Here is a 23,150-nt window from a genome sequence, read left to right on the forward strand (position 1 = left end):
ATTGTTTATCCTGCTAAGGAATTTTATTCAAACAAATTATGATGAAGTTTCTGCACGACCTGCTCGGCTTCGTGGCCCGGCACCAGGAAGCACAGGTTGTAGCTGGATGCGCCGTAGCAAATCATGCGGATGTTGAACGGGTCGAGCACGCCAAACACCTCTTTGCCCACGCCGCAGGCGCGTGACAGCTTATTGCCGATGATCGCGACCAGCGCCAGGTCTTCTTCCACTTCCACGCGGCACAGGGCCGAAAGCTCCATCAGCAGCGACTGAGTCAGCAGCGTATCGCCGGTTGACGTTGAGCCGGTCGTATCCAGCGTTAACGCGATACTCACTTCCGACGTGGTAATCAAATCAACCGAGATATTATGGCGTGCCAGGATACCGAACACTTCGGCGAGGAATCCGCGCGAATGCAGCATATTCAGGCTGTGCAGCGTGACCAGAGTCTGCTTACGGCGCAGCGCCAGCGCGCGGAACAGCGGTGGGTTCACGGTGTTTTTACATACCAGAGTGCCGCCCGCTTTCGGATCTTTGCTGGAGCCGACGAACACAGGGATATCGCTGCGCACGGCGGGCAATAATGTGGCCGGGTGCAGCACTTTTGCGCCGAATGTCGCCATCTCAGCCGCTTCTTCGAATGCAATCACGTCAATACGTTTAGCGGCAGGCACCACGCGTGGATCGGTGGTGTAGATGCCAGGGACGTCGGTCCAGATATCAACGCGCGTCGCATACAACGCTTCACCCAGCAGGGCTGCCGTGTAGTCGCTTCCGCCACGGCCAAGCGTCGTGGTGCGGCCTTTGGCTTCGCTCCCGATAAAGCCCTGGGTAATCACGATGCCTTCTGCAAGGCGCGGAGCCAGCTGCTGTTTTGACAGCTCAGAAAGCGTAGCAACGTCCGGCTCGGCGCGACCAAAACGGTCACTGGTGCGCATCACTTTGCGCACGTCAAACCACTGCGCCATCACGTCGCGTTCACGCAGGATCTCAACGAAAAGCAGGGTGGACATCAACTCACCGTGGCTCACCAGTTCATCGGTTAGCGCCGTGGACGTCGCCAGCGAGGCCGCTTCGGCCAGGGTGGTGATATTTTCCATCAGGCGTTCAACTTCTTCACGAATGACGTGAGGATTTTGCATACGTTCGAGGATATCGAACTGAATTTTGCGCAGCGCGTCGAGCTTCACAAAGCGTTCGGTCGCTTCCAGTCCCTCAGACAACGCAACCAGCAGATTAGTCACTCCTGCTGATGCAGAAAGAACAACCAGGCGGGTATTGGGATCGGCCAGCACCACATCGGCGCTGCGGTTCATGGCAGCGTAATCGGCCACGCTGGTCCCGCCAAACTTGGCGACAACAAAACTCGTCATAACATCCTCGTGTAGGAAAAGAATAAAGCGACCCTGGCACAAGAATGAAATGAAAACAGGTGCAGGCGCAAATACCGCCCTATAAATAAAATGCGGGAGGAGTCCTGTCAACGCTGGGATTATGCGGATTTTTCATGGGGGGTACCCCCTGAGTAACAGGACTTATAAAAGGACGCTATTTTATCCTTCACTTTACCGCTGAACGGGCTACTTTTGACCGGCCGCAGGCTCAGGATTCAGCAGCTATACTTTTTGGGTCTTTTCACTCGCGTTTGATGCAGGCCAGGCCAATGGCATAAAAACCATCACAATTTCTCCGCGCAGGCGCTACAATCGACCGCAGTCACAATTCTCAAATCACAAGAGTATTGCTAATGAAAAACATCAATCCAACGCAGACTTCTGCCTGGCAGGCACTACAAAAACACTTCGACGAAATGAAAGACGTCTCCATCGCGGATCTGTTCGCGAAAGACGGCGACCGTTTTGGCAAATTCTCCGCAACCTTCGACGACCAGATGCTGGTGGATTTCTCCAAAAACCGCATCACGGAAGAGACGCTGGCGAAACTGCAGGATCTGGCGAAAGAGACCGATCTGGCAGGGGCTATCAAGTCCATGTTCTCCGGTGAGAAGATCAACCGTACCGAAGACCGTGCCGTGCTGCACGTTGCGCTGCGTAACCGTAGCAATACGCCAATTATGGTTGATGGCAAAGATGTGATGCCTGAAGTCAATGCGGTGCTGGAGAAGATGAAAACCTTCTCAGAAGAAATCATTTCCGGGAGCTGGAAAGGCTATACCGGCAAAGCGATTACCGACGTGGTGAACATCGGTATCGGTGGCTCTGACCTCGGCCCGTTCATGGTGACCGAAGCGCTGCGTCCGTACAAAAATCATCTGAACATGCACTTTGTGTCTAACGTCGATGGCACCCACATCGCCGAAGTGTTGAAAAAAGTGAATCCAGAAACCACGCTGTTCCTGGTGGCGTCGAAAACCTTCACCACGCAAGAGACCATGACCAACGCCCACAGCGCGCGCGACTGGTTCCTGGCAACGGCGGGTGACAACAAACACGTGGCGAAACACTTCGCGGCGTTGTCCACGAACGGTAAAGCGGTGGGTGAATTCGGTATCGACACCGCCAATATGTTCGAATTCTGGGACTGGGTTGGCGGTCGTTATTCTCTGTGGTCGGCAATCGGCCTGTCGATTATTCTGTCCGTGGGTTACGACAACTTCGTTGAACTGCTCTCCGGCGCGCACGCGATGGACAAACACTTCGCCAACACGGCACCAGAGAAAAACCTGCCGGTTCTGCTGGCCCTGATCGGCATCTGGTACAACAACTTCTTTGGTGCTGAGACCGAAGCGATCCTGCCGTACGACCAGTACATGCACCGCTTTGCGGCGTACTTCCAGCAGGGCAACATGGAATCCAACGGCAAATACGTTGACCGTAACGGCAACGCGGTGGATTACCAGACGGGCCCAATCATCTGGGGTGAGCCGGGTACCAACGGCCAGCATGCGTTCTATCAGCTGATTCACCAGGGCACCAAAATGGTTCCGTGTGATTTCATCGCACCAGCGACAACCCACAATGCCCTGTCTGATCATCACCAGAAGCTGCTGTCTAACTTCTTTGCGCAGACCGAAGCACTGGCGTTTGGTAAATCGCGCGATGTGGTTGAGCAGGAATACCGCGATTTGGGTAAAGATCCGGCGACGCTGGAAAACGTGGTGCCATTCAAAGTCTTCGAAGGCAACCGCCCAACCAACTCCATTCTGCTGCGTGAAATTACGCCGTTCAGCCTGGGCGCGTTGATTGCGTTGTATGAGCATAAAATCTTTACTCAGGGCGCTATCCTGAACATCTTCACCTTTGACCAGTGGGGCGTTGAGCTGGGCAAACAGCTGGCGAACCGTATTCTGCCGGAGCTGGGTGATGATAAAGATATTAACAGCCATGACAGTTCAACAAATGGTCTGATTAATCGCTATAAATCCTGGCGCGCATAATCTTTATTCCCTAATGAATGCCGGCGACCTGCCGGCATTTTTTTATCGGATAATTCCGGTTGTCCGTTACCTGACGCAAATTTCTATTATGAGTTTAATCCGAAAAGCCTGATTACCCCGTTAATAACTGCGGGTTATTTTAGGAAAATACGGAGTATTAATATTGAGAGTTATATTTTAAGTTATTGAATATAAATAATTTTATTAATTTATATTTGCGTTTTATATTTCCTTTCATCCATTTATCCTAAAACCGCCTGGCTATTTCCCCGTACGTCAATCCGCCTGCTTTAGTTGTGTATACTCGAATCCGCCCGAATTTCTTTTTGGGCAAATCTCCATTCATTCATTGAAGGGAAATTGTTATGAAGAAAGTACTGTATGGCATTTTTGCCATAACTGCGCTTGCGGCAACGTCTGTCTATGCGGCTCCGGTTCAGGTCGGGGAAGCAGCAGGCTCAGCAGCAACGTCTGCCTCAGCGGGGAGTTCTACCGCGACGGCGACAAGCACCGTAGGCTCGGCCGTGGGTGTCGCTCTGGCGGCAACCGGTGGCGGTGATGGCTCCAATACCGGAACCACGACCACCACGACAACCAGCACTCAGTAATCACGGGTGTTTTAATCATAACCACACTTCGGTGTGGTTATTTCGCCCCTTCGGAGAAGAGTCGTGAAGCGACCTGCAATCATTCTGATTTGCCTGCTTTTACAGGCATGCTCAGCCACCACAAAAGGGTTGGGCAACTCACTGTGGGACAGCGTGTTTGGCACGCCTGGCGTACATCTTACGGACGATGACATCCAAAACATGCCGTATGCCAGCCAGTACATGCAGTTAAACGATGGCCCGCAGCTTTTTGTGGTGCTCGCTTTCGATGAAAACGGGCAGCAGAAATGGGTGACGCAAGACCAGGCCACCATCGTGACGCAGCATGGGCGTATCGTGAAAACGCTGCTGGGCGGTGACAACCTGCTTGAGGTGAATAACCTCGCGGCAGACCCGCTCATCAAACCGAATCAAATCGTTGATGGTGCAAGCTGGACGCGCATCATGGGCTGGACCGAGCACAAGCAGGTCCGCTACGCCACCGCGCGTTCTCTTTTCCGCTGGGACGGGACAGATACCGTGACGCTGGGCAGCGACGAAACTCAGGTCCGCGTGCTGGATGAAGAAGTCAAAACCGATCGGGCGACGTGGCATAACCGCTTCTGGGTGGATGAGGAAGGGCAGATTCGTCAGTCGTTACAATACCTTGGCGCAGATTTCTTCCCGGTGAAAGCCACCCTGATCAAGGCGGCGAAATCATGAAAATCATCACAAGCGTTGCGCTGATCGTCACGCTCGCCGCGCCGCTGGCGTGGTCTGCGGGAACAATTAAGGTCTATACCCCGGACAACAAAGAGCCAAAAACATTATCCAATGCCGAACATCTGATCGATCTCGTTGGGCAGCCCCGGCTGGCAAACAGCTGGTGGCCAGGCGCCATTATCAGCGAACGTCAGGCAACGACGATAGCAGAACAAAAACACCAGGCCTTACTGGCTCGCCTGACCGGGCTGGCAGGGCAGGAAGAGGGCGACACGGCGGCGGCAATCAATGCGGTACGCCAGCAGTTGCAGGCGATCACCGTGACCGGACGCCAACGGGTGAATCTGGATCCCGACGAAGTACGCGTAACGGAAAACGGCAACCCGACGCTGGAAGGGGACTACACGCTGTGGATCGTGGCGAAACCTTCAACCGTCACCGTGCTGGGATTGGTCAGCAGCCCAGGCCAAAAACCCTTTTCGCCAGGACGCGACGTGGCGAGTTATCTGGATGAACAACAGTTGCTGAGTGGTGCGGAAAACAGCTACGCATGGGTGATTTATCCCGATGGCCGCAGGCAAAACGTCCCCGTGGCGTACTGGAACAAGCGTCACATCGAACCCATGCCGGGCAGCGTGATTTTTGTCGGCTTTGCCGATCACTTCTGGACGAAAGCGTATGACGGGCTGAACACCGACATTCTTCGCTCTCTGACGCAGCGGATACCGGAATAATGAAAAGAACTTATCTCTATAGCATGTTGGCGCTCTGCGTAAGCGCTGCCTGTCATGCCGAAACGTATCCGGCACCCATTGGCCCGTCACAGTCAGATTTTGGCGGCGTCGGGCTCATGCAAACCCCCACCGCACGCATGGCGCGTGAGGGCGAAATCAGCCTCAACTATCGCGATAACGACCAGTACCGCTACTACTCGGCCTCCGTACAACTTTTCCCGTGGCTGGAAACGACGCTGCGTTACACGGATGTTCGAACCAAACAGTACAGCAGTGTGGATGCGTTTTCCGGTAACCAGACTTACAAAGACAAAGCGTTCGACCTCAAACTGCGTCTGTGGGAAGAGAGTTACTGGATGCCGCAGGTGTCCGTGGGCGCACGTGATATCGGCGGTACAGGGCTTTTTGATGCGGAATATCTGGTCGCCAGCAAAGCCTGGGGACCGTTCGATTTTTCACTTGGTTTGGGCTGGGGGTATCTTGGCACCAGTGGCAACGTGAAAAACCCATTCTGCTCCTACAGCGACAAATATTGCTCTCGCGACAACAGCTATAAAAAAGCCGGTTCGGTGAGCGGCGACCAGATGTTCCACGGCCCGGCATCGCTGTTTGGTGGCGTGGAATATCAAACGCCCTGGCAGCCGCTGCGTCTGAAGCTGGAATACGAAGGCAACAACTACACTGAGGACTTTGCGGGCAAGATCGAGCAGAAGAGCAAGTTTAACGTAGGTGCTATTTACCGGGTCACCGATTGGGCCGACGTTAACCTCAGCTACGAGCGTGGCAACACCGTGATGTTTGGTTTCACGCTGCGGACTAACTTTAACGATATGCGGCCGTCCTATAACGACAATGCGCGACCAAAATATCAGCCGCAGCCGCAGGACGCGATCATTCAGCACTCGGTGGTGGCGAATCAGCTCACGCTGCTGAAATACAATGCGGGCCTGGCCGATCCTAAAATCCAGGCAAAAGGTGACACGCTGTACGTCACGGGCGAGCAGGTAAAATATCGCGATTCCCGTGAAGGCATAGAGCGCGCGAATCGGATCATCATGAACGATCTGCCGGAGGGAATCCGTACGATCCGCGTGACGGAAAATCGCCTCAACATGCCGCAGGTGACGACCGAAACGGACGTGGCCAGCCTGAAGCGTCATCTTGAAGGCGAACCGCTGGGGCATGAAACCGAGCTGGTGCAAAAACGTGTAGAACCGGTGGTACCAGAAACTACCGAACAGGGCTGGTATATCGATAAATCCCGCTTTGATTTCCATGTCGATCCGGTATTAAACCAGTCCGTTGGTGGGCCAGAAAACTTCTATATGTACCAGCTGGGCGTGATGGCCACGGCGGATCTGTGGGTCACGGATCACCTCCTGACCACCGGTAGCCTGTTTGGTAATATCGCCAACAACTACGACAAATTTAACTACACCAACCCGCCAAGCGACTCAAAACTGCCGCGTGTGCGAACCCGCGTGCGCGAATATGTGCAGAACGATGTGTATGTGAACAACATGCAGGCCAACTATTTCCAGTATCTTGGCAACAGTTTCTATGGCCAGGTGTATGGCGGTTATCTGGAAACCATGTACGGCGGCGCGGGTGCAGAACTCTTGTACCGCCCGGTCGACAGCAACTGGGCGTTTGGCCTTGATGCCAACTACGTGAAACAGCGTGACTGGCGTAGCGCGCAGGACATGATGAAGTTCACCGATTACAGCGTCAAAACCGGTCATCTGACTGCCTACTGGACGCCGTCGTTTGCCCAGGATGTGCTGGTGAAAGCCAGCGTTGGACAATATCTGGCGGGGGATAAAGGCGGTACGCTGGAGGTTGCCAAACGCTTCGACAGCGGCGTGGTCGTCGGCGGTTACGCCACGATTACCAACGTTTCGCCAGACGAATACGGCGAAGGGGACTTCACCAAAGGCGTGTATGTATCGATTCCGCTGGATCTGTTCTCATCCGGCCCAACCCGCAGCCGTGCGGCCATTGGCTGGACGCCATTGACGCGCGACGGGGGTCAGCAGCTTGGGCGTAAGTTCCAGCTGTACGACATGACCAGCGATCGGAGCGTGAACTTCCGCTGATGCTTTATTCCCTCTCCCTGTCAGGGAGAGGGAATAATTCCGCTTTGCACAAAACATAAACAAAAAATATAGATCTCCGTCACAATTTTGCGTTATACAGGTACTTCGCCCCTGAGATTGAGGTGCTGTATGACATCACTGACGCGTCCGCGCGTTGAGTTTATCTCAACGATTCTCCAGACCGTGTTGAATATGGGTCTGTTGAGCCTTGGCCTGATACTGGTCGTCTTTCTGGGCAAAGAAACTGTGCATCTGGCTGATGTGCTGTTCGCCCCCGAGCAAACCAGCAAATATGAGCTGGTGGAAGGACTGGTAGTCTATTTTCTCTACTTCGAATTTATCGCCCTGATTGTGAAATACTTTCAATCCGGCTTTCACTTCCCGCTGCGTTATTTTGTCTATATCGGGATCACCGCGATTGTGCGGCTGATCATCGTCGATCATAAATCACCGCTCGACGTGCTGATCTACTCGGCGGCGATCCTGCTGCTGGTGATCACCCTGTGGCTGTGCAACTCGAAACGGCTAAAGCGCGAATAAAAAAATGGCGGCCCGAGGGCCGCCTAACAACAGTCACAAGTTTACTTTTCATATTTTACGCTGCTGATGGGTTGGCTGCGTTCACTCACCCCAGTCACTTACTATCGCAAGCTCCTGGGATTTACTCGCTTACCGCCTTCCAGCACCGCAAAATATTTTGAGTATTGGGTCAAAAATTGCGTCAAAGTTGAGGGTTGCAGTGGCATTACATGATGAAACTTAACCTTTCACACCGCCTGCCGTCAGGCCGTTAACCAGCCAGCGCTGAGCCAGCAGGAACACGACGGTAATCGGGATGGCGGAGAGTACAGCGGCTGCGGCAAAGTCGCCCCACAGGTAGTTTTGCGGGTTGAGATATTGCTGCATACCGACTGCCAGCGTGTAGCTATTCACATCACGCAGTAGCAGAGACGCGACCGGCACTTCGGTAATGGCCGCAATAAACGACAGAATAAAGACCACGGCCAGAATTGGCACCGACAGCGGCAACAGCACCAGCCGGAAGGCCTGCCACGGCGTTGCGCCATCCAGCGCAGCCGCTTCTTCCAGCGATCCGTCGATGGTTTCGAAATAGCCTTTAATCGTCCATACGTGCAGCGCGATGCCCCCCAGATAGGCGAAGATCACGCCGCCGTGTGTGTTCAGGCCGATAAACGGCACGTATTGACCGAGACGGTCAAATAACGCGTACAACGCAACCAGCGACAGCACCGCCGGGAACATCTGGAAAATCAACATCCCTTTCAGCAGCGTCGCTTTGCCCGGGAAGCGCATACGGGCAAAGGCGTAAGCACAGGTGGTTGAGAGCGCCACAATCCCCACGGCGGTAATCCCGGCCACTTTGATGGAGTTCCACAGCCACAGCAGAACCGGGAACGGCGGCGGCGTCACGCGGCCATCGGCATGCTCGACGCTAAACCCTAACGCCAGTCGCCAGTGTTCCCAGGAGATTTTCTCAGGGATCAGGCTGCCGGTAGCAAAGTTGCCCTCGCGCAGTGAGATGGCGATAACCATCAGCAGCGGGAACATAATGGCTGCGATAAAAATCAGCAGACCTAAGTGCGTTGCGAAGAGACGCAGCTTTTGAGATTTGGGTTGGACCATAGCCATTTTCGTTATCTCCCTTAATCGAATTTCATACGCGTGGCTTTCAGATTCACAATCGCCAGCGCGCCAACCAACAGGAAGATCAGGGTGGCAATCGCGGCCGCCAGACCGAAGTCCTGCCCGCCGCCGCCTTCAAAGGCGATGCGGTAGGTGTAGCTCACTAACAGATCGGTATAGCCCGCTGGCGTGGTGGTGCCGAGGCGGTCTGGGCTGCCGTTGGTCAGAAGCTGAATCAGTACAAAGTTATTAAAGTTAAAGGCAAAACTGGCAATCATCAGCGGCGTTAGCGGCTTGATCAGCAGTGGGAGCGTAATTTTGAAGAAATTCTGGAACGCGCCCGCGCCGTCCATCGCGGAGGCTTCGTACAGGTCGTCCGGAATCGCTTTCAGCAGGCCCATGCACAGAATCATCATGTATGGATAGCCGAGCCAGGTGTTGACGATGATAATCATCGAGCGAGCCGTCGTTGGGTCACTAAACCACGCCGGTTTAATGCCAAACAGCGCGCCCAGCATCATGTTGATTTCACCGAAGCTCTGGTTGAACAGACCTTTAAAAATCAGAATCGAAATAAACGACGGGACGGCGTAGGGCAGAATCAGCAGTACGCGGTAAATGGCTTTGCCTTTCAGGGACTCCCACTGCACGACACACGCCAGCACCATGCCGACCGCCACGGTCAGGATCACCGTCAGGACTGAGAAGACCACTGTCCAGACGAAAATGGCCATGAACGGTTTCTGGATGCCCTCGTCGGTAAAGACGCGGGTAAAGTTCTCCCAGCCGATGGTGACGGTATAGCCTGGGCTGAGTTTATCGTCACCCCATTTGCCATCGGCGTTCACGGACTGATAGAAGCCGATATCGTTGTTTGGACGATATTTCACGCCGGTCTGGTTGTTGGTCAGCGAGCCGTCATCCGCCCGCGTGTAGAGCGGCTGCGTGCCAGAGAACTGGCGCAGCGAGCTCATGATGACTTTGCTTTCGTCAGGCAGCACGGCGGTGAGCTGCGTTAGCGCCTGGCGATTCTGAGTGATAATGCGCAGATTGGCGCGTTCGCCTTCTGGCAGGGCATTCGCTTCTTTGAGCGTCAGCTTTTGTTCGCCGCCAAACTTAAAGGCGTCGGAGACATAATATTTCCCGCTTTCCTCGTCAGACAGCGCCAGCTTCCACTCGTCTCCCGCCGGATATAAACCAAAGTTAAAGGTTTTTCCTGCCTGGTAGGAACGGTCCATCAGCACCTGCTGGGCGCGCTCCTGAGCGAGCTGGTTAGTGCTGCTGTAGTTGGTAAAGGCGATAGCGATAGTACAAATCAGCGGGAACAGGACAAACAGCCCCATCCCGGCGACACCCGGATAAACGTAGCGCCAGGCGTACGCTTTGCGATTGGCAAAAATATACAGGCCAACTGAGCTTAAAATCAGCGTCATGATGGCGAACAGGTACTCCCCCTGTACATACATTAAAACAACAAGGTAGCCCACCAGTAAGCCGAGCAGACCTATCACTGACCATTTCAGCGTGTCGCTTTGCCACCAGTGCTTCTTTTTAATGACATCCATGGGGATCTTCCTCTTTACACTTTATCCTTCACGCTGCCTCTTTGTTGGCTGCGGACGCGCACCCCGGTCACTTACTGTTGTAAGCTCCCGGGGATTTGCATCCTTGCCGCCTCGATGCAACGCAAATGATGTTGCGTAACCAACGTATTCAATAAACCTTATTCCCTGAGAAATAAGGGGTAAAAGCATTACTTCGTAATACGACCCTGAGCGTCTTTCAGCGCAGCATCCACTGTCTGACGACCGCTTGCTGCGTTGATCACAGCAGTACGTGTGGCATACCAGAACGCCGCCATTTGCGGGATGTTTGGCATGATTTCGCCTTTCTGGGCGTTATCCATGGTAGCGGCAATGCGAGGATCTTTCGCCAGCGTATCCTGGAAGGATTTCAGTGCAACGGCGCCCAGCGGTTTATCCTTGTTCACCACATCCAGACCCTGATCGGTCAGCAGGTAGTTTTCGAGGAACTCTTTTGCCAGCTCTTTGTTCGGGCTGGCGGCGTTGATACCCGCGCTCAGCACGCCAACGAACGGTTTAGACGGCTTGCCTTTAAAGGTAGGCAGCAGCGTGACGCCGTAGTTGATTTTGCTCTTATCGATGTTAGACCAGGCCCAAGGACCGTTGATGGTCATCGCGGTTTCGCCTTTGTTGAACGCTGCTTCTGCGATGGAATAATCAGTATCCGCGTTCATGTGTTTGTTTTTGATAAGGTCTACCAGGAAGGTCAGACCGGCTTTCGCGCCAGCGCTGTCCACGCCCACGTCTTTCACGTCGTATTTGCCGTTTTCAAACTTGAACGCATATCCGCCGTCAGCAGCAATCAGCGGCCAGGTGAAGTACGGTTCTTGCAGGTTGAACATCAGCGCGCTCTTACCTTTCGCCTTCAGCTCTTTATCCAGAGCCGGGATCTCTTCCCAGGTTTTTGGCGGGTTCGGTACGAGGTCTTTGTTATAAATCAGAGAGAGTGCTTCCACGGCGACCGGATACGCGATCAGCTTGCCGTTATAACGCACTGCGTCCCAGGTGAAGGGGAACAGTTTGTCCTGGAACGCTTTATCTGGGGAGACTTCAGCCAGCAGGCCAGATTGCGCGTAGCCGCCAAAACGATCATGCGCCCAGAAGATAATGTCTGGACCGTCGCCGGTCGCGGCAACCTGCGGGAATTTCTCTTCCAGTTTATCCGGGTGTTCAACGGTCACTTTAATGCCGGTGTCTTTTTCGAATTTTTTACCCACTTCGGCCAGGCCGTTGTAGCCTTTGTCGCCGTTAATCCAGATAACCAGTTTACCTTCTTCAATTTTGGCGAGCGCCGGTGCGGAAATCATCATTGCTGCCAGGGCGGACAAGGCGAAAACGCGTGCGCCAGTATTGATCTTCATATCTGCCATCCTTTTGGGTGATGTGCTCGTGGATACACTGAGGTCGTTCAACGTGACTCAGTCTCCTTATTTGACATCCTCTTTCCATCCTCCTTAGCCCTACGCCCCACCCCCTCTTTGTGTGATCTGTGTTGCATAGATTTAAGTTATGAGTCATGGCGCACATAAAAACACGCTGATTTTTGTCGCGTGCATCACGAAATTAGCCATAGCCCGCCTGATGCGGGGGCAGAACCGTCCGTCTCATCCTCCCGCCTCCTCCCCCACAAAAAAACGAGGGGGTGGAGGATTCACAACAGTAATGGATGCCCCATATTCAGCCCATCTTGAATGTTTCTGTCGGTGACAGGTTGTAACGAAGGGAGAAGGGCATGGCGAGCGTACAGCTGCGGAATGTAACGAAAGCCTGGGGCGACGTAGTGGTGTCGAAAGACATCGATTTGGACATCCACGAAGGTGAGTTCGTGGTGTTTGTCGGTCCATCGGGCTGCGGTAAATCAACTCTGCTGCGTATGATTGCCGGGCTTGAAACTATCACCAGTGGCGATCTGTTTATTGGTGAGACTCGCATGAATGACATTCCGCCCGCAGAACGCGGCGTGGGCATGGTGTTCCAGTCCTATGCGCTTTATCCCCATCTCTCCGTTGCCGAGAACATGTCCTTCGGTCTGAAGCTGGCCGGAGCCAAAAAAGACGTTATCAATCAGCGTGTGAATCAGGTGGCCGAAGTGCTGCAGCTGGCGCATTTGCTGGAGCGCAAACCGAAAGCCCTGTCCGGTGGGCAGCGTCAGCGCGTGGCGATTGGTCGTACGCTGGTGGCAGAACCGCGCGTGTTTTTGCTTGATGAACCGCTTTCTAACCTGGACGCTGCCCTGCGCGTTCAGATGCGTATTGAAATCTCCCGTCTGCACAAACGTCTTGGCCGCACGATGATTTACGTCACCCACGATCAGGTTGAAGCGATGACGCTCGCCGACAAAATTGTGGTGCTGGACGCAGGCCGCGTCGCACAGGTGGGCAAACCTTTAGAGCTGTATCACTACCCGGCCGACCGTTTTGTTGCGGGCTTTATTGGCTCGCCAAAGATGAATTTCCTGCCGGTAAAAGTGACCGCGACAGCTATTGAACAGGTACAGGTGGAACTGCCTAACCGTCAGCAGATTTGGCTGCCAGTGGACAGCGCCAACGTACAGGTCGGGGCGAATATGTCCCTGGGTATCCGTCCTGAACATTTACTGCCGAGTCAGATAGCCGATGTGACGCTGGAAGGTGAAGTTCAGGTCGTCGAACAGCTTGGTCATGAAACACAGATTCATATCCAGATCCCCGCCATCCGTCAGAACCTGGTGTACCGCCAGAATGACGTGGTGTTGGTAGAAGAGGGTGCCACATTCGCTATCGGCTTGCCGCCAGAGCGTTGCCATCTGTTCCGTGAGGATGGCACCGCATGTCGTCGGTTGCACAAAGAGCCTGGCGTTTAAGCAATCCCAATAAAAGGCACGAAACCGTCAGGTGAAGTGTTCAAAGAAAAGCAATGATCTCAGGAGATAGAATAATGATTACTCTGCGCAAAGTTCCTCTGGCACTCGCCATTGCGGCAGGCATCTTGTCTGCCCAGGCCGGTGCTGTCGACTTTAAAGGTTATGCTCGTTCTGGCATTGGCTGGACCGGGAGTGGTGGTGAGCAGCAATGTTTCCAGGCAACGGGTGCGGATTCCAAATACCGTCTTGGTAACGAATGTGAAACCTACGCTGAAATCAAGTTAGGCCAGGAAGTCTGGAAAGAAGCGGACAAAAGCTTCTATTTCGACTCTAACATCGCTTACAAAACGTCTCAGTTGAATGACTGGGAAGACAGCAACACCCCAGCAGTGCGTGAATTTAACGTCGTAGGTAAAAACCTGATCGACGCACTGCCAGGCGCTAACATGTGGGCCGGTAAACGTTTCTACCAGCGTCATGACGTTCACATGATCGACTTCTACTACTGGGACATTTCTGGTCCTGGTGCGGGTCTGGAAAATATCGATGTCGGCATCGGTAAACTCTCTCTGGCCGCAACCCGATCTTCTGAGTCTGGCGGTTCTTCAGCCTTCGGCGATCGCGATCCAAACACGGGTTTGCGCACCTACAACAACAAAGTACCAAACGACGTGTTTGACGTGCGTTTAGCCGGTATGGAAGTCAACCCAGGCGGTACGCTGGAACTGGGCGTTGACTACGGTCACACCAATATTCCTGACGATTACTACCTGCAACCTGGTGCAACGAAAGATGGCTGGATGTTCACCGGTGAACATACTCAGAGCATGCTGAAAGGCTTTAACAAATTTGTTGTGCAGTACGCTACCAACTCGATGATTTCTCAGGGTAAAGGTCAGGCTCGTGGCGGTTCTGTTGATAACGATGGTCATCTGATCCGTATTCTCGACCACGGTGCGATCACTCTGGCCGACAACTGGGATTTGATGTACGTCGGTATGTATCAGGATATCGATCGTGATAATCAGCAAGGCACTACCTGGTACACCGTGGGTATTCGCCCAATGTACAAATGGACGCCAATCATGAGTACCTTGCTGGAAGTAGGTTACGACAACGTCAAATCTCAACAAACGAGCGATCGTAACGACCAGTACAAAATCACCCTCGCGCAACAATGGCAGGCAGGCGACAGCATCTGGTCTCGTCCGGCTATTCGTGTCTTCGCAACTTATGCGAAGTGGGATGAAAAATGGGGCTACGTGAAAACGGATACTCAGGGTAACTTCTCTTCTGCTGCGGCAGGCAACGGCGCTGTAACACCATTCGGTACAACCAGTCGTGGTGACAGCGACGAGTGGACCTTTGGTGCTCAGATGGAAATCTGGTGGTAATTCTGGATTTACCCGTAGTGAAAAGAGGGGCGTAGGCCCCTCTTACCTGATAACTAACACACTTCTCGGAAAGTATGCGCTATTGCCTGGCTACCATGCTTTCGCTATCTGAGGTCATAACAATGAAAAAAAGTCTTGTTGCACTCTGCCTGACGACAGGATTGTTTGCCGCTTCCCCCGTGGTGAGCTTCGCTGATGTCAACATCGTTCCACAAAACACAACGTCTGCCCCAGCTATCCCCTCCGCGACCCTGCAAAGCCTGAACTGGACGCCAGTGAATGCTGCACAAACGCAGACTATCCAGCTTGATATGACCGGACAAACGATCAACGTACCCGGTATCTCTGGGCCCGTTGCTGCATGGAGCGTCCCGGCAAATCTGGGTGAATTAACCATAACGCTGACCAGTGAAGCGGATAAAACGCCAGCTATTTTCGCACCAAATGTGCTGGTACTCGATCAGAACATGGCTCCTGCAGCTTATTTCCCGAGCAGCTATTTTTCCTATCAGAAACCGGGCGTGATGTCCGCTGACCGCCTTGAGGGCGTCATTAAACTGACCCCTGCATTAGGGCAGCAAAAGATTTACCTGCTGGCGTTTACGACGCCTGAAGATCTGCAACGCACCACCAAAATGATCGACCCGGCTAAGTCTTATGCTCAGGGGGCGGGTAATGCCATCCCTGATATTCCAGACCCGATTGCCCGCCACGTTACGAAAGGCACTTTGAAGCTTAAAGTCCAGACGAATTCCACATCCAGCATTCTTGTTGGCCCGCTGTTTGGTTCATCTGGCCCTGCCTCAGTAACCGTAGGTAACACAGCGGCACCTGCTCCAGCATACGCAGCGCCTGCACCAGCTTATGCGGCTCCTGCTCCAGCCGTCGCTGCTCCGGCACCCGCGCCGGTGAAAAAATCCGCACCGGTACTGAACGATACCGAAACGTACTTCAACAAAGCCATCAAACAGGCCGTTGACAGCGGCGATGTCGACAAAGCGCTGAAGCTGCTTGATGAAGCTGAGCGTTTAGGTTCAACCACTGCCCGTTCCACCTTTATCAGCAGTGTAAAAGGCAAGGGGTGACCGTCTCCCCACAGTGCTGATTTTGTCAGTAGTTTAGTGCGCCTGAGTGGGCGCACTTTTTTTGGCGCTGTTTATGCTGTTGCATCACTGTTGCGATAATGATCGCTAATCCACGTTTGAACGCCCCCAACCTGCATTTCTGCGATACAATAGCCATACGTTATGTATCGGAGAGTCTGGCATGTCACACCCTGCGCTAACGCAACTGCGTGCGCTGCGCTATTTTGACCAAATACCCGCGCTGAGCCCTGAGCAACTCGACTGGTTGCTGCTGGAAGATTCCATGACGAAACGTTTTGAGCAGCAGGGGAAAAACGTCACCGTGACGCTGATTCAGGAAGGATTTGTGTCCGCTGATAAGGTCTCCAGTGAGCTCCCGTTGTTGCCAAAAGAAGAACGCTACTGGCTGCGTGAAATTCTGCTGTGCGCGGACGGCGAACCCTGGCTTGCCGGGCGCACTGTCGTTCCGGAATCCACGCTTTCTGGCCCGGAACTGGCGCTGCAACAATTGGGTAAAACCCCGCTGGGACGTTACCTTTTTACGTCGTCCGAGCTCACCCGTGATTTTATTGAAATAGGGCGCGATGCCGATCTGTGGGGACGTCGTTCCCGCCTTCGCTTAAGCGGCAAACCGTTAATGCTGACGGAGCTGTTTTTGCCCGCATCGCCGTTGTACTAAGAGGATATTAAAATGGAGTGGAGTCTGACGCAGGACAAGCTGCTGGCTTTTCACCGTCTGATGCGAACGGATAAACCGATCGGGGCCTTGCTGCTGCTATGGCCAACGCTGTGGGCACTGTGGGTCGCGGCTCCCGGTTTGCCACCGCTATGGATCCTGGCGGTATTTGTGGCGGGCGTCTGGCTGATGCGCGCTGCGGGCTGTGTAGTGAATGATTATGCCGATCGCAAGTTTGACGGACACGTTAAACGCACGGCCAATCGCCCACTGCCCAGCGGTCAGGTTTCAGAAAAAGAGGCACGGACGCTATTTGTGGTGCTGGTTGCACTCTCATTCCTGCTGGTGCTCACGCTTAATACCATGACGATTTTGCTCTCGGTGGCGGCGCTGGCGCTGGCATGGGTGTATCCGTTCATGAAACGCTATACCCATTTGCCGCAGGTGGTGCTTGGGGCAGCGTTTGGCTGGTCGATTCCAATGGCGTTTGCTGCCGTCAGTGAGTCCGTGCCGCTGAGCTGCTGGCTGATGTTTCTCGCCAATATCCTGTGGGCAGTGGCCTACGACACTCAGTACGCGATGGTTGACCGTGATGATGACCTGAAAATCGGCATCAAATCGACGGCGATTTTATTCGGCCGTCACGACAAGCTGATTATTGGAATATTGCAGGTCGCCGTGCTGGCGCTAATGGTCGTCATTGGTCGTCTGAACGGGCTGAACTGGGAGTTTTACTGGTCGGTTCTGGTGGCGGGATTGTTGTTTGCGTATCAGCAAAAGCTGATCGCAAAGCGCGATCGTGAAGCCTGCTTTAAAGCCTTCCTGAATAATAACTACGTTGGCCTGGTGCTGTTTTTAGGTCTGGCGATGAGTTACTGGTCTTAGAAGCAAAACGGCAACCATCAGGTTGCCGTTTTCGTCTCCGTACTAATGCGGATCGCACAAGCCGTTTTACTCGTCCTGCGTTGCGCTCTCAATCGTCAAACGCACATCGGACGTAATCAGTTCCGCCAGCATCTGGTAAACCTTCATGGTTTCGCCAGGCTCGGCATCTCCGGTATCGCTGATATAGCCTTCGTCACGCAGCGTCAGCACCAGTGAGCTAAACACCGCTTTATCGAAGAATTCAGGTGCGTTGATGCCATGCAGCACAGACAAACGCTGAGCCAGCGTGCGGCTCTCTTTTTCCAGCGTTCCACGGTTAATGGACGGGTTAGCGCTCAGCAGCCAGAAGGTGATGGCGTAGCGTTGCAGCGTCTCACGCGCGCCTGCGGCCAGCAGTTGAAGCGTGCGAGAACGTGACGGATTGATATGCAGCTCATCGCCTTTCACCGCGATCAGCCCCTGACGGAGCATCTCCTCGGTCAGTTTATCCAGCTCTGTTGCAAGCTCGTCTTTACTCCAGCGCAGGAACAACTCCGCTTTCAACATCGGGTAAAGCACTTCAACATGACGCAGTATCTCCTGACGGGAAATACGACGGTGCTGAGTGATGATGGCAGCCATCAACGACGGCAGCATCAGCATATGCGCGATATTGTTGCGATAGTACGTCATCAACACCGCCTGCTCGCGCGGCAGAATGATGATGTCACCAATCGTGTCCTTCTCGACCTCGAACTTGTTCATTTGCAGCGCATGGTCGATCAATTGCCCCGCCGTCACAGACGGTACAGTTGAGTCCGTTGAGTACGGAACATGGCGCATCATGTCGAGATAACAATCGAGCTGTTCGGTCAGCTGTTCGCGTGTCAGTGAGCGCTGACGAGAGGCCAGAAGCGCGGTACAGCACAGGTTCATGGCGTTAGCCGCGCCCGCGTTGTTAATACGCACCATCAAATCGGCAGCGATATTGTTCACTGTAGGCGTCAACCACGCCGGGCGAATGGCTTCGATCGGATCGATAGATTCTCGCCATTCCGGCACATGCTGGTTCAGATACGTCATCAGCGGCATCGGTTCGCCAAAGTTTACGTAGCCCTGACCGAGATTACGCAGCTTGCTCAGACCACGCAGCATCTGCGGTAAGCTCTCTTTTTCTTTTGTCGCGCCGCGTAGCTCTTTAGCGTACGTGCCCACTTCCATTACGTGTTCGTAACCAATGTAAATCGGTACCAGCGTAATCGGACGTGTGCCGCCGCGAAGCATGGCCTGAATGGTCATCGAGAGCGTCCCGGTTTTCGGGTCGAGCAGACGGCCGGTGCGGGAGCGACCCCCTTCAACAAAGTATTCGACGGAATAACCACGGCTGAACAGTTCGCCCAGATATTCGCGGAACACCGTTGAATAGAGCTTGTTGCCTTTAAAGGTACGACGAATAAAGAATGCGCCCAAACGACGGAAAATCGGACCTGCTGGCCAGAAATTCAGGTTGATCCCGGCAGCAATATGCGGCGGAACCAGCCCCTGATGATAGAGCACGTAGGAGAGCAGCAGATAATCCATGTGGCTGCGGTGGCAGGGCACGTAGACAATCTCATGACCGTCGTGGGCCAACTGGCGCACACGCTCGGCGTTATGAACGTTAATCCCCTGGTACAGACGGTTCCAGGTGAAGCTCAGAATACGGTCAGACAGTCGGATCATCTCGTAGGAGAAGTTCGCTGCAATCTCTTCCATCAGTGCGATAGCGTTTTGCTGCGCTTTCTCATGAGAGATTTTCTTGCTTCGCGCTTCGTCTTCAACCGCGCGGGCAATCGCTTTGGACGCCAGCAGTTTGTTGAACAGATCCTGACGCGCGGGCAATCGTGGCCCCACAGCCGCTAAACGCTGACGGGCGAAGTGCATACGCGCAACGCGTGCCAGTTTTTGGGCAATAATTTTATCGGTACCGTGCTCATCAGCCATGCGTCGTAACGACACAGACGGCGAGAAACGAACAAAACTATCGCGACCCAACCATGACACGGCAAAGAATTTTTGCACGCCGTTAAGCATGCGCAATGGCGGATTCTCGTCGCCTTTTTGACGCCCTGGACGACGACCAAACATGATCGACACTGGCACCATCTGGACGTCCAGATCGGGGTTACTGCGGTGCAGATCAAGATAGTCGTGGAACAGTTTGATCGACTCTTCTTTCGGCGTGTAATAGGTAAACACGCGCGGCCCGCCGTGGATAAACACATAGCGAGGAAGGAGAGTGCCGTCGATCTCCAGGGGTTCCAAAGGATCCGGTAAATCGTGCGCCAGACATTGGGCGCGCAGCGTCAGTAAGTCTGCCTTCGAGTTATAAGGCAAAACGTACATAATAGGGCGCGAGGTATCGAGCCCTAATTCCAGCGCAGGTTCCGCCGGGATAGACTTACTTTTTACCAGTACGCTTAATGGTAAATTAAGTAATTTGTAGTAAATTCGTGGCCAGCCGGACATAAACGATGTAAAGCCTCTGGTTAATAATGCAATTGCGGCGCAAGGATAACAGAAAGCGCGCAAGATTTCTGTTGTTACCCGTCATACTTCAGGCTGCTGCGAAACCCGCTGCAGCCCTTGTTACTGACGTCAAATCTAATAAAAGGTTCTTTTAATGGCCAATAATACCACTGGGTTTACCCGAATCATCAAAGCAGCCGGATATTCATGGAAAGGTTTCCGCGCAGCATGGATAAATGAAGCCGCCTTCCGGCAAGAAGGCGTTGCCGCCATTATTGCCGTGATTATTGCGTGCTTCCTTGATGTCGATGCTATCACCCGCGTACTTCTCATCAGCTCCGTGCTTTTGGTGATGATAGTGGAGATTCTCAACAGCGCTATCGAAGCCGTTGTTGACCGTATTGGTTCTGATTTCCACGAGCTTTCTGGTCGTGCGAAAGACATGGGCTCTGCCGCTGTACTGCTGGCGATTATCATCGCTGTCATTACCTGGGTCACTCTCCTTTGGTCACATTTTCGATAAGCTTTCAGGAATCGAATAAGTCTCTGGTTTTTTGTGCAGTTTTTGATTCCAAATTCGCCTTTGACTGTATATACTCACAGCATAACTGTATATACACCCAGGGGGCGGAATGAAAGCGTTAACGGCCAGACAGCAAGAGGTGTTTGATCTCATCAGGGATCACATCAGCCAGACGGGAATGCCACCCACGCGTGCGGAAATCGCTCAGCGCCTGGGCTTCCGTTCACCAAACGCCGCTGAAGAGCATCTTAAAGCGCTGGCACGTAAAGGTGTGCTTGAGATTGTTTCAGGCGCGTCACGCGGTATCCGCTTACTGGTGGAAGAAGAAACGGGCATCCCTCTTATCGGTCGCGTTGCGGCGGGTGAGCCGTTGCTGGCACAGCAGCACATTGAAGGCCACTATCAGGTCGATCCGGGTATGTTCAAGCCGAGCGCAGATTTCTTACTGCGTGTTAGCGGTATGTCCATGAAGGATATTGGTATTCTGGACGGCGATCTGTTGGCTGTTCATAAAACTCAGGATGTGCGTAACGGACAGGTCGTGGTTGCGCGTATTGACGACGAAGTGACGGTTAAGCGCCTGAAAAAACAGGGCAACACTGTGCAACTTCTGCCTGAAAACAGCGAGTTTTCTCCAATTGTGGTGGATCTGCGCGAGCAAACCTTCTCTATTGAAGGACTGGCGGTTGGCGTTATCCGCAACGGTGAATGGCTGTAATTTCTCTCTGACAGGCTGCGCCATCCGCGCAGCCTGGCTGTCTTATCTCGCTTCCGGTAATTTCCTATGTCTCTGCTGACAACTTCAGACAAGGCATTATGGCGTCTTGCGCTGCCAATGATTTTTTCCAATATCACCGTTCCTTTGCTTGGACTGGTGGATACGGCCGTCATTGGACATCTGGATTCTCCTGTTTATTTAGGTGGCATCGCGATTGGCGCGATGGCGACCAGCTTCCTCTTTATGCTGCTCCTGTTTTTGCGCATGAGCACAACCGGACTGACAGCCCAGGCTTTTGGCGCGAAAGATCCCGTTCGCCTTGGGCGGGCGCTGGTTCAGCCGCTGATCCTGGCATTAGGTGCCGGGCTGCTGATTGTCGTATTGCGTGCGCCTCTCATCGATCTGGCGCTGCATATCGTCGGCGGCAGCGAGGCGGTGCTGGCACAGGCGCGCCGTTTTCTGGAAATTCGCTGGCTCAGCGCCCCTGCATCGCTCGCTAACCTCGTGCTGCTTGGCTGGTTGCTCGGCGTGCAATATGTCCGTGCCCCGTTCATTTTGCTGGTGGTGGGGAATATCCTGAATATCGTTCTCGATCTGTGGCTGGTGATGGGTTTGCATATGAATGTGCAGGGTGCCGCACTGGCAACCGTCATCGCGGAATATGCCACGTTCCTTATCGGCTTATGGATGGTGAAACGCGTGCTGGTGATGCGTGGCGTCACACTCGCGCTGCTGAAAAATGCATGGCGGGGCAATATGCGCAAGCTGCTGGCGCTGAACCGCGACATCATGTTGCGCTCTTTATTGCTCCAGCTATGCTTCGGTGCGATGACCGTATTGGGCGCGCGTCTTGGGCCTGAGATCGTTGCGGTCAACGCGGTGCTAATGACGCTGCTGACATTTACCGCCTACGCGCTGGATGGTTTTGCCTATGCCGTTGAAGCGCACTCCGGTCAGGCTTTCGGTGCGCGACAGGCCGGGAAATTACAGGAGGTCTGGCGAGCCGCCTGCCGTCAGTCCGGGCTGGTCGCGCTGGTGTTTGCGCTAATTTACGCTCTTTTTGGCGGGCATATCGTCGCGCTACTGACGTCATTACCTGAACTACGTGAGCTGGCACGGCACTACATTTTCTGGCAAGTGGTGCTACCGGTGGCGGGTGTCTGGTGCTATTTGCTGGATGGCATGTTTATTGGCGCAACACGGGGTGCAGAAATGCGCAATAGCATGGCGGTAGCCGCGGCGGGTTTCGGTTTGACGTTGCTCACCGTTCCCTATTTGGGAAACCAGGGTTTGTGGCTGGCACTCGCTGTCTTTCTTGCTCTGCGAGGCCTCTCGCTGTGGGTTATCTGGCGACGTCACTGGCGCGAAAACAGCTGGTTCTCGTAGCGGCTTCTTTTGTCCAGATGGTTAAAGATTCTGAATATCGAAACGACTGCCGAATCCTTGTCTACAATTATTATCACGTCCAGCAGGAAATGAACGTAACGGACGATACAAATTTACGTGATAACCGAACGATGAGGACATGATTATGAATAAAGACGAAATCGGCGGTAACTGGAAGCAGTTTAAAGGTAAAGCGAAAGAGCAGTGGGGTAAGCTGACTGACGATGATATGACCATCATTGAAGGTAAGCGTGACCAGCTGGTCGGTAAAATTCAGGAACGTTACGGTTACCAGAAAGATCAGGCCGAGAAAGAGGTCGGTGATTGGGAAAAACGTCACGATTATCGCTGGTAGGCAATTCCGTAGCGAAAGGTTCTACCCGAAAGTAC

The 23,150-nt window shown here is 53.6% G+C and carries 20 protein-coding genes; 15 read left to right on the forward strand and 5 right to left on the reverse strand.

The window, feature by feature from the left end; genetic code table 11:
- Nucleotides 1-23: 23 nt before the first annotated feature.
- On the reverse strand, nucleotides 24-1,373 hold the full coding sequence (gene lysC, locus AC0LWE_RS15765) for a lysine-sensitive aspartokinase 3 (protein WP_059179826.1): 1,350 nt from the start codon (nucleotides 1,371-1,373) through the stop codon (nucleotides 24-26).
- Nucleotides 1,374-1,747: 374 nt separating this feature from the next.
- Between lysC and pgi the strand changes: the two genes are divergently transcribed.
- The 6 genes from pgi to psiE all read left to right on the forward strand — a co-directional run bounded on the left by pgi (nucleotide 1,748) and on the right by psiE (nucleotide 8,077).
- Complete coding sequence (pgi, locus tag AC0LWE_RS15770) at nucleotides 1,748-3,397, forward strand: glucose-6-phosphate isomerase (RefSeq protein WP_202668109.1); 1,650 nt, start codon at nucleotides 1,748-1,750, stop codon at nucleotides 3,395-3,397.
- A gap of 365 nt (nucleotides 3,398-3,762) precedes the next feature.
- Nucleotides 3,763-4,005 carry an exopolysaccharide production protein YjbE gene (gene yjbE, locus AC0LWE_RS15775; protein WP_011915494.1) on the forward strand — a complete coding sequence of 81 codons (243 nt, stop codon included), beginning with the start codon at nucleotides 3,763-3,765 and terminating at the stop codon, nucleotides 4,003-4,005.
- A 63-nt stretch (nucleotides 4,006-4,068) separates the two neighbouring features.
- Nucleotides 4,069-4,707 carry a YjbF family lipoprotein gene (locus AC0LWE_RS15780; RefSeq protein ID WP_202694627.1) on the forward strand — a complete coding sequence of 213 codons (639 nt, stop codon included), beginning with the start codon at nucleotides 4,069-4,071 and terminating at the stop codon, nucleotides 4,705-4,707.
- On the forward strand, nucleotides 4,704-5,441 hold the full coding sequence (locus tag AC0LWE_RS15785; protein ID WP_216980614.1) for a capsule biosynthesis GfcC family protein: 738 nt from the start codon (nucleotides 4,704-4,706) through the stop codon (nucleotides 5,439-5,441). The genes AC0LWE_RS15780 and AC0LWE_RS15785 overlap by 4 nt, the downstream gene beginning before the upstream one ends.
- Complete coding sequence (locus AC0LWE_RS15790; protein ID WP_219347167.1) at nucleotides 5,441-7,537, forward strand: YjbH domain-containing protein; 2,097 nt, start codon at nucleotides 5,441-5,443, stop codon at nucleotides 7,535-7,537. The genes AC0LWE_RS15785 and AC0LWE_RS15790 overlap by 1 nt, the downstream gene beginning before the upstream one ends.
- Nucleotides 7,538-7,666: 129 nt before the next feature.
- Nucleotides 7,667-8,077, forward strand: a complete 411-nt coding sequence (psiE, locus tag AC0LWE_RS15795; RefSeq protein WP_011915498.1) for a phosphate-starvation-inducible protein PsiE — start codon at nucleotides 7,667-7,669, stop codon at nucleotides 8,075-8,077.
- Between the two features lie 219 nt (nucleotides 8,078-8,296).
- Here the strand turns inward: psiE and malG are convergent, their stop codons facing one another.
- From malG to malE, 3 genes are all read right to left on the reverse strand, one after another.
- Complete coding sequence (malG, locus tag AC0LWE_RS15800) at nucleotides 8,297-9,187, reverse strand: maltose ABC transporter permease MalG (protein ID WP_011915499.1); 891 nt, start codon at nucleotides 9,185-9,187, stop codon at nucleotides 8,297-8,299.
- Nucleotides 9,188-9,201: 14 nt separating this feature from the next.
- Complete coding sequence (gene malF, locus AC0LWE_RS15805) at nucleotides 9,202-10,746, reverse strand: maltose ABC transporter permease MalF (RefSeq protein WP_202694624.1); 1,545 nt, start codon at nucleotides 10,744-10,746, stop codon at nucleotides 9,202-9,204.
- Between the two features lie 188 nt (nucleotides 10,747-10,934).
- Nucleotides 10,935-12,125: a maltose/maltodextrin ABC transporter substrate-binding protein MalE gene (gene malE, locus AC0LWE_RS15810; RefSeq protein WP_059179832.1), complete on the reverse strand. Its 1,191-nt coding sequence runs from the start codon at nucleotides 12,123-12,125 to the stop codon at nucleotides 10,935-10,937.
- Nucleotides 12,126-12,496: 371 nt separating this feature from the next.
- Between malE and malK the strand changes: the two genes are divergently transcribed.
- From malK to ubiA, 5 genes are all read left to right on the forward strand, one after another.
- Nucleotides 12,497-13,606 (forward strand): maltose/maltodextrin ABC transporter ATP-binding protein MalK, encoded by a 1,110-nt coding sequence (gene malK / locus AC0LWE_RS15815; protein ID WP_011915502.1) that lies wholly within the window; start codon nucleotides 12,497-12,499, stop codon nucleotides 13,604-13,606.
- 71 nt (nucleotides 13,607-13,677) lie between these two features.
- On the forward strand, nucleotides 13,678-15,000 hold the full coding sequence (locus AC0LWE_RS15820; protein ID WP_202668125.1) for a maltoporin: 1,323 nt from the start codon (nucleotides 13,678-13,680) through the stop codon (nucleotides 14,998-15,000).
- Nucleotides 15,001-15,116: 116 nt separating this feature from the next.
- Nucleotides 15,117-16,085, forward strand: coding sequence for a maltose operon protein MalM (gene malM / locus AC0LWE_RS15825; RefSeq protein ID WP_202668124.1), 969 nt, complete (start codon nucleotides 15,117-15,119; stop codon nucleotides 16,083-16,085).
- A 181-nt stretch (nucleotides 16,086-16,266) separates the two neighbouring features.
- A complete protein-coding gene (ubiC, locus tag AC0LWE_RS15830; protein ID WP_131486828.1) occupies nucleotides 16,267-16,764 on the forward strand; it encodes a chorismate lyase in 498 nt (165 codons plus the stop codon).
- 12 nt (nucleotides 16,765-16,776) lie between these two features.
- The gene (ubiA, locus tag AC0LWE_RS15835; protein ID WP_202668106.1) at nucleotides 16,777-17,646 is read left to right on the forward strand and encodes a 4-hydroxybenzoate octaprenyltransferase; all 870 of its coding nucleotides are present in this window, start codon (nucleotides 16,777-16,779) and stop codon (nucleotides 17,644-17,646) included.
- 66 nt (nucleotides 17,647-17,712) lie between these two features.
- Here ubiA and plsB read toward each other — a convergent pair whose 3' ends face one another.
- Entirely contained in the window at nucleotides 17,713-20,133 is a 2,421-nt protein-coding gene (gene plsB, locus AC0LWE_RS15840) for a glycerol-3-phosphate 1-O-acyltransferase PlsB (RefSeq protein ID WP_131486830.1), read from the reverse strand.
- Between the two features lie 154 nt (nucleotides 20,134-20,287).
- Here plsB and AC0LWE_RS15845 point away from each other — a divergent pair, with 154 nt between their 5' ends.
- From AC0LWE_RS15845 to AC0LWE_RS15860, 4 genes are all read left to right on the forward strand, one after another.
- The gene (locus AC0LWE_RS15845) at nucleotides 20,288-20,656 is read left to right on the forward strand and encodes a diacylglycerol kinase (RefSeq protein ID WP_059179838.1); all 369 of its coding nucleotides are present in this window, start codon (nucleotides 20,288-20,290) and stop codon (nucleotides 20,654-20,656) included.
- 109 nt (nucleotides 20,657-20,765) lie between these two features.
- Nucleotides 20,766-21,374, forward strand: a complete 609-nt coding sequence (lexA, locus tag AC0LWE_RS15850; RefSeq protein ID WP_011915509.1) for a transcriptional repressor LexA — start codon at nucleotides 20,766-20,768, stop codon at nucleotides 21,372-21,374.
- Nucleotides 21,375-21,440: 66 nt separating this feature from the next.
- The gene (gene dinF, locus AC0LWE_RS15855; protein WP_219347166.1) at nucleotides 21,441-22,760 is read left to right on the forward strand and encodes an MATE family efflux transporter DinF; all 1,320 of its coding nucleotides are present in this window, start codon (nucleotides 21,441-21,443) and stop codon (nucleotides 22,758-22,760) included.
- 145 nt (nucleotides 22,761-22,905) lie between these two features.
- Nucleotides 22,906-23,115, forward strand: coding sequence for a CsbD family protein (locus tag AC0LWE_RS15860; RefSeq protein ID WP_059179840.1), 210 nt, complete (start codon nucleotides 22,906-22,908; stop codon nucleotides 23,113-23,115).
- Nucleotides 23,116-23,150: the final 35 nt, after the last annotated feature.

Source organism: Lelliottia sp. RD5, from assembly GCF_056032945.1.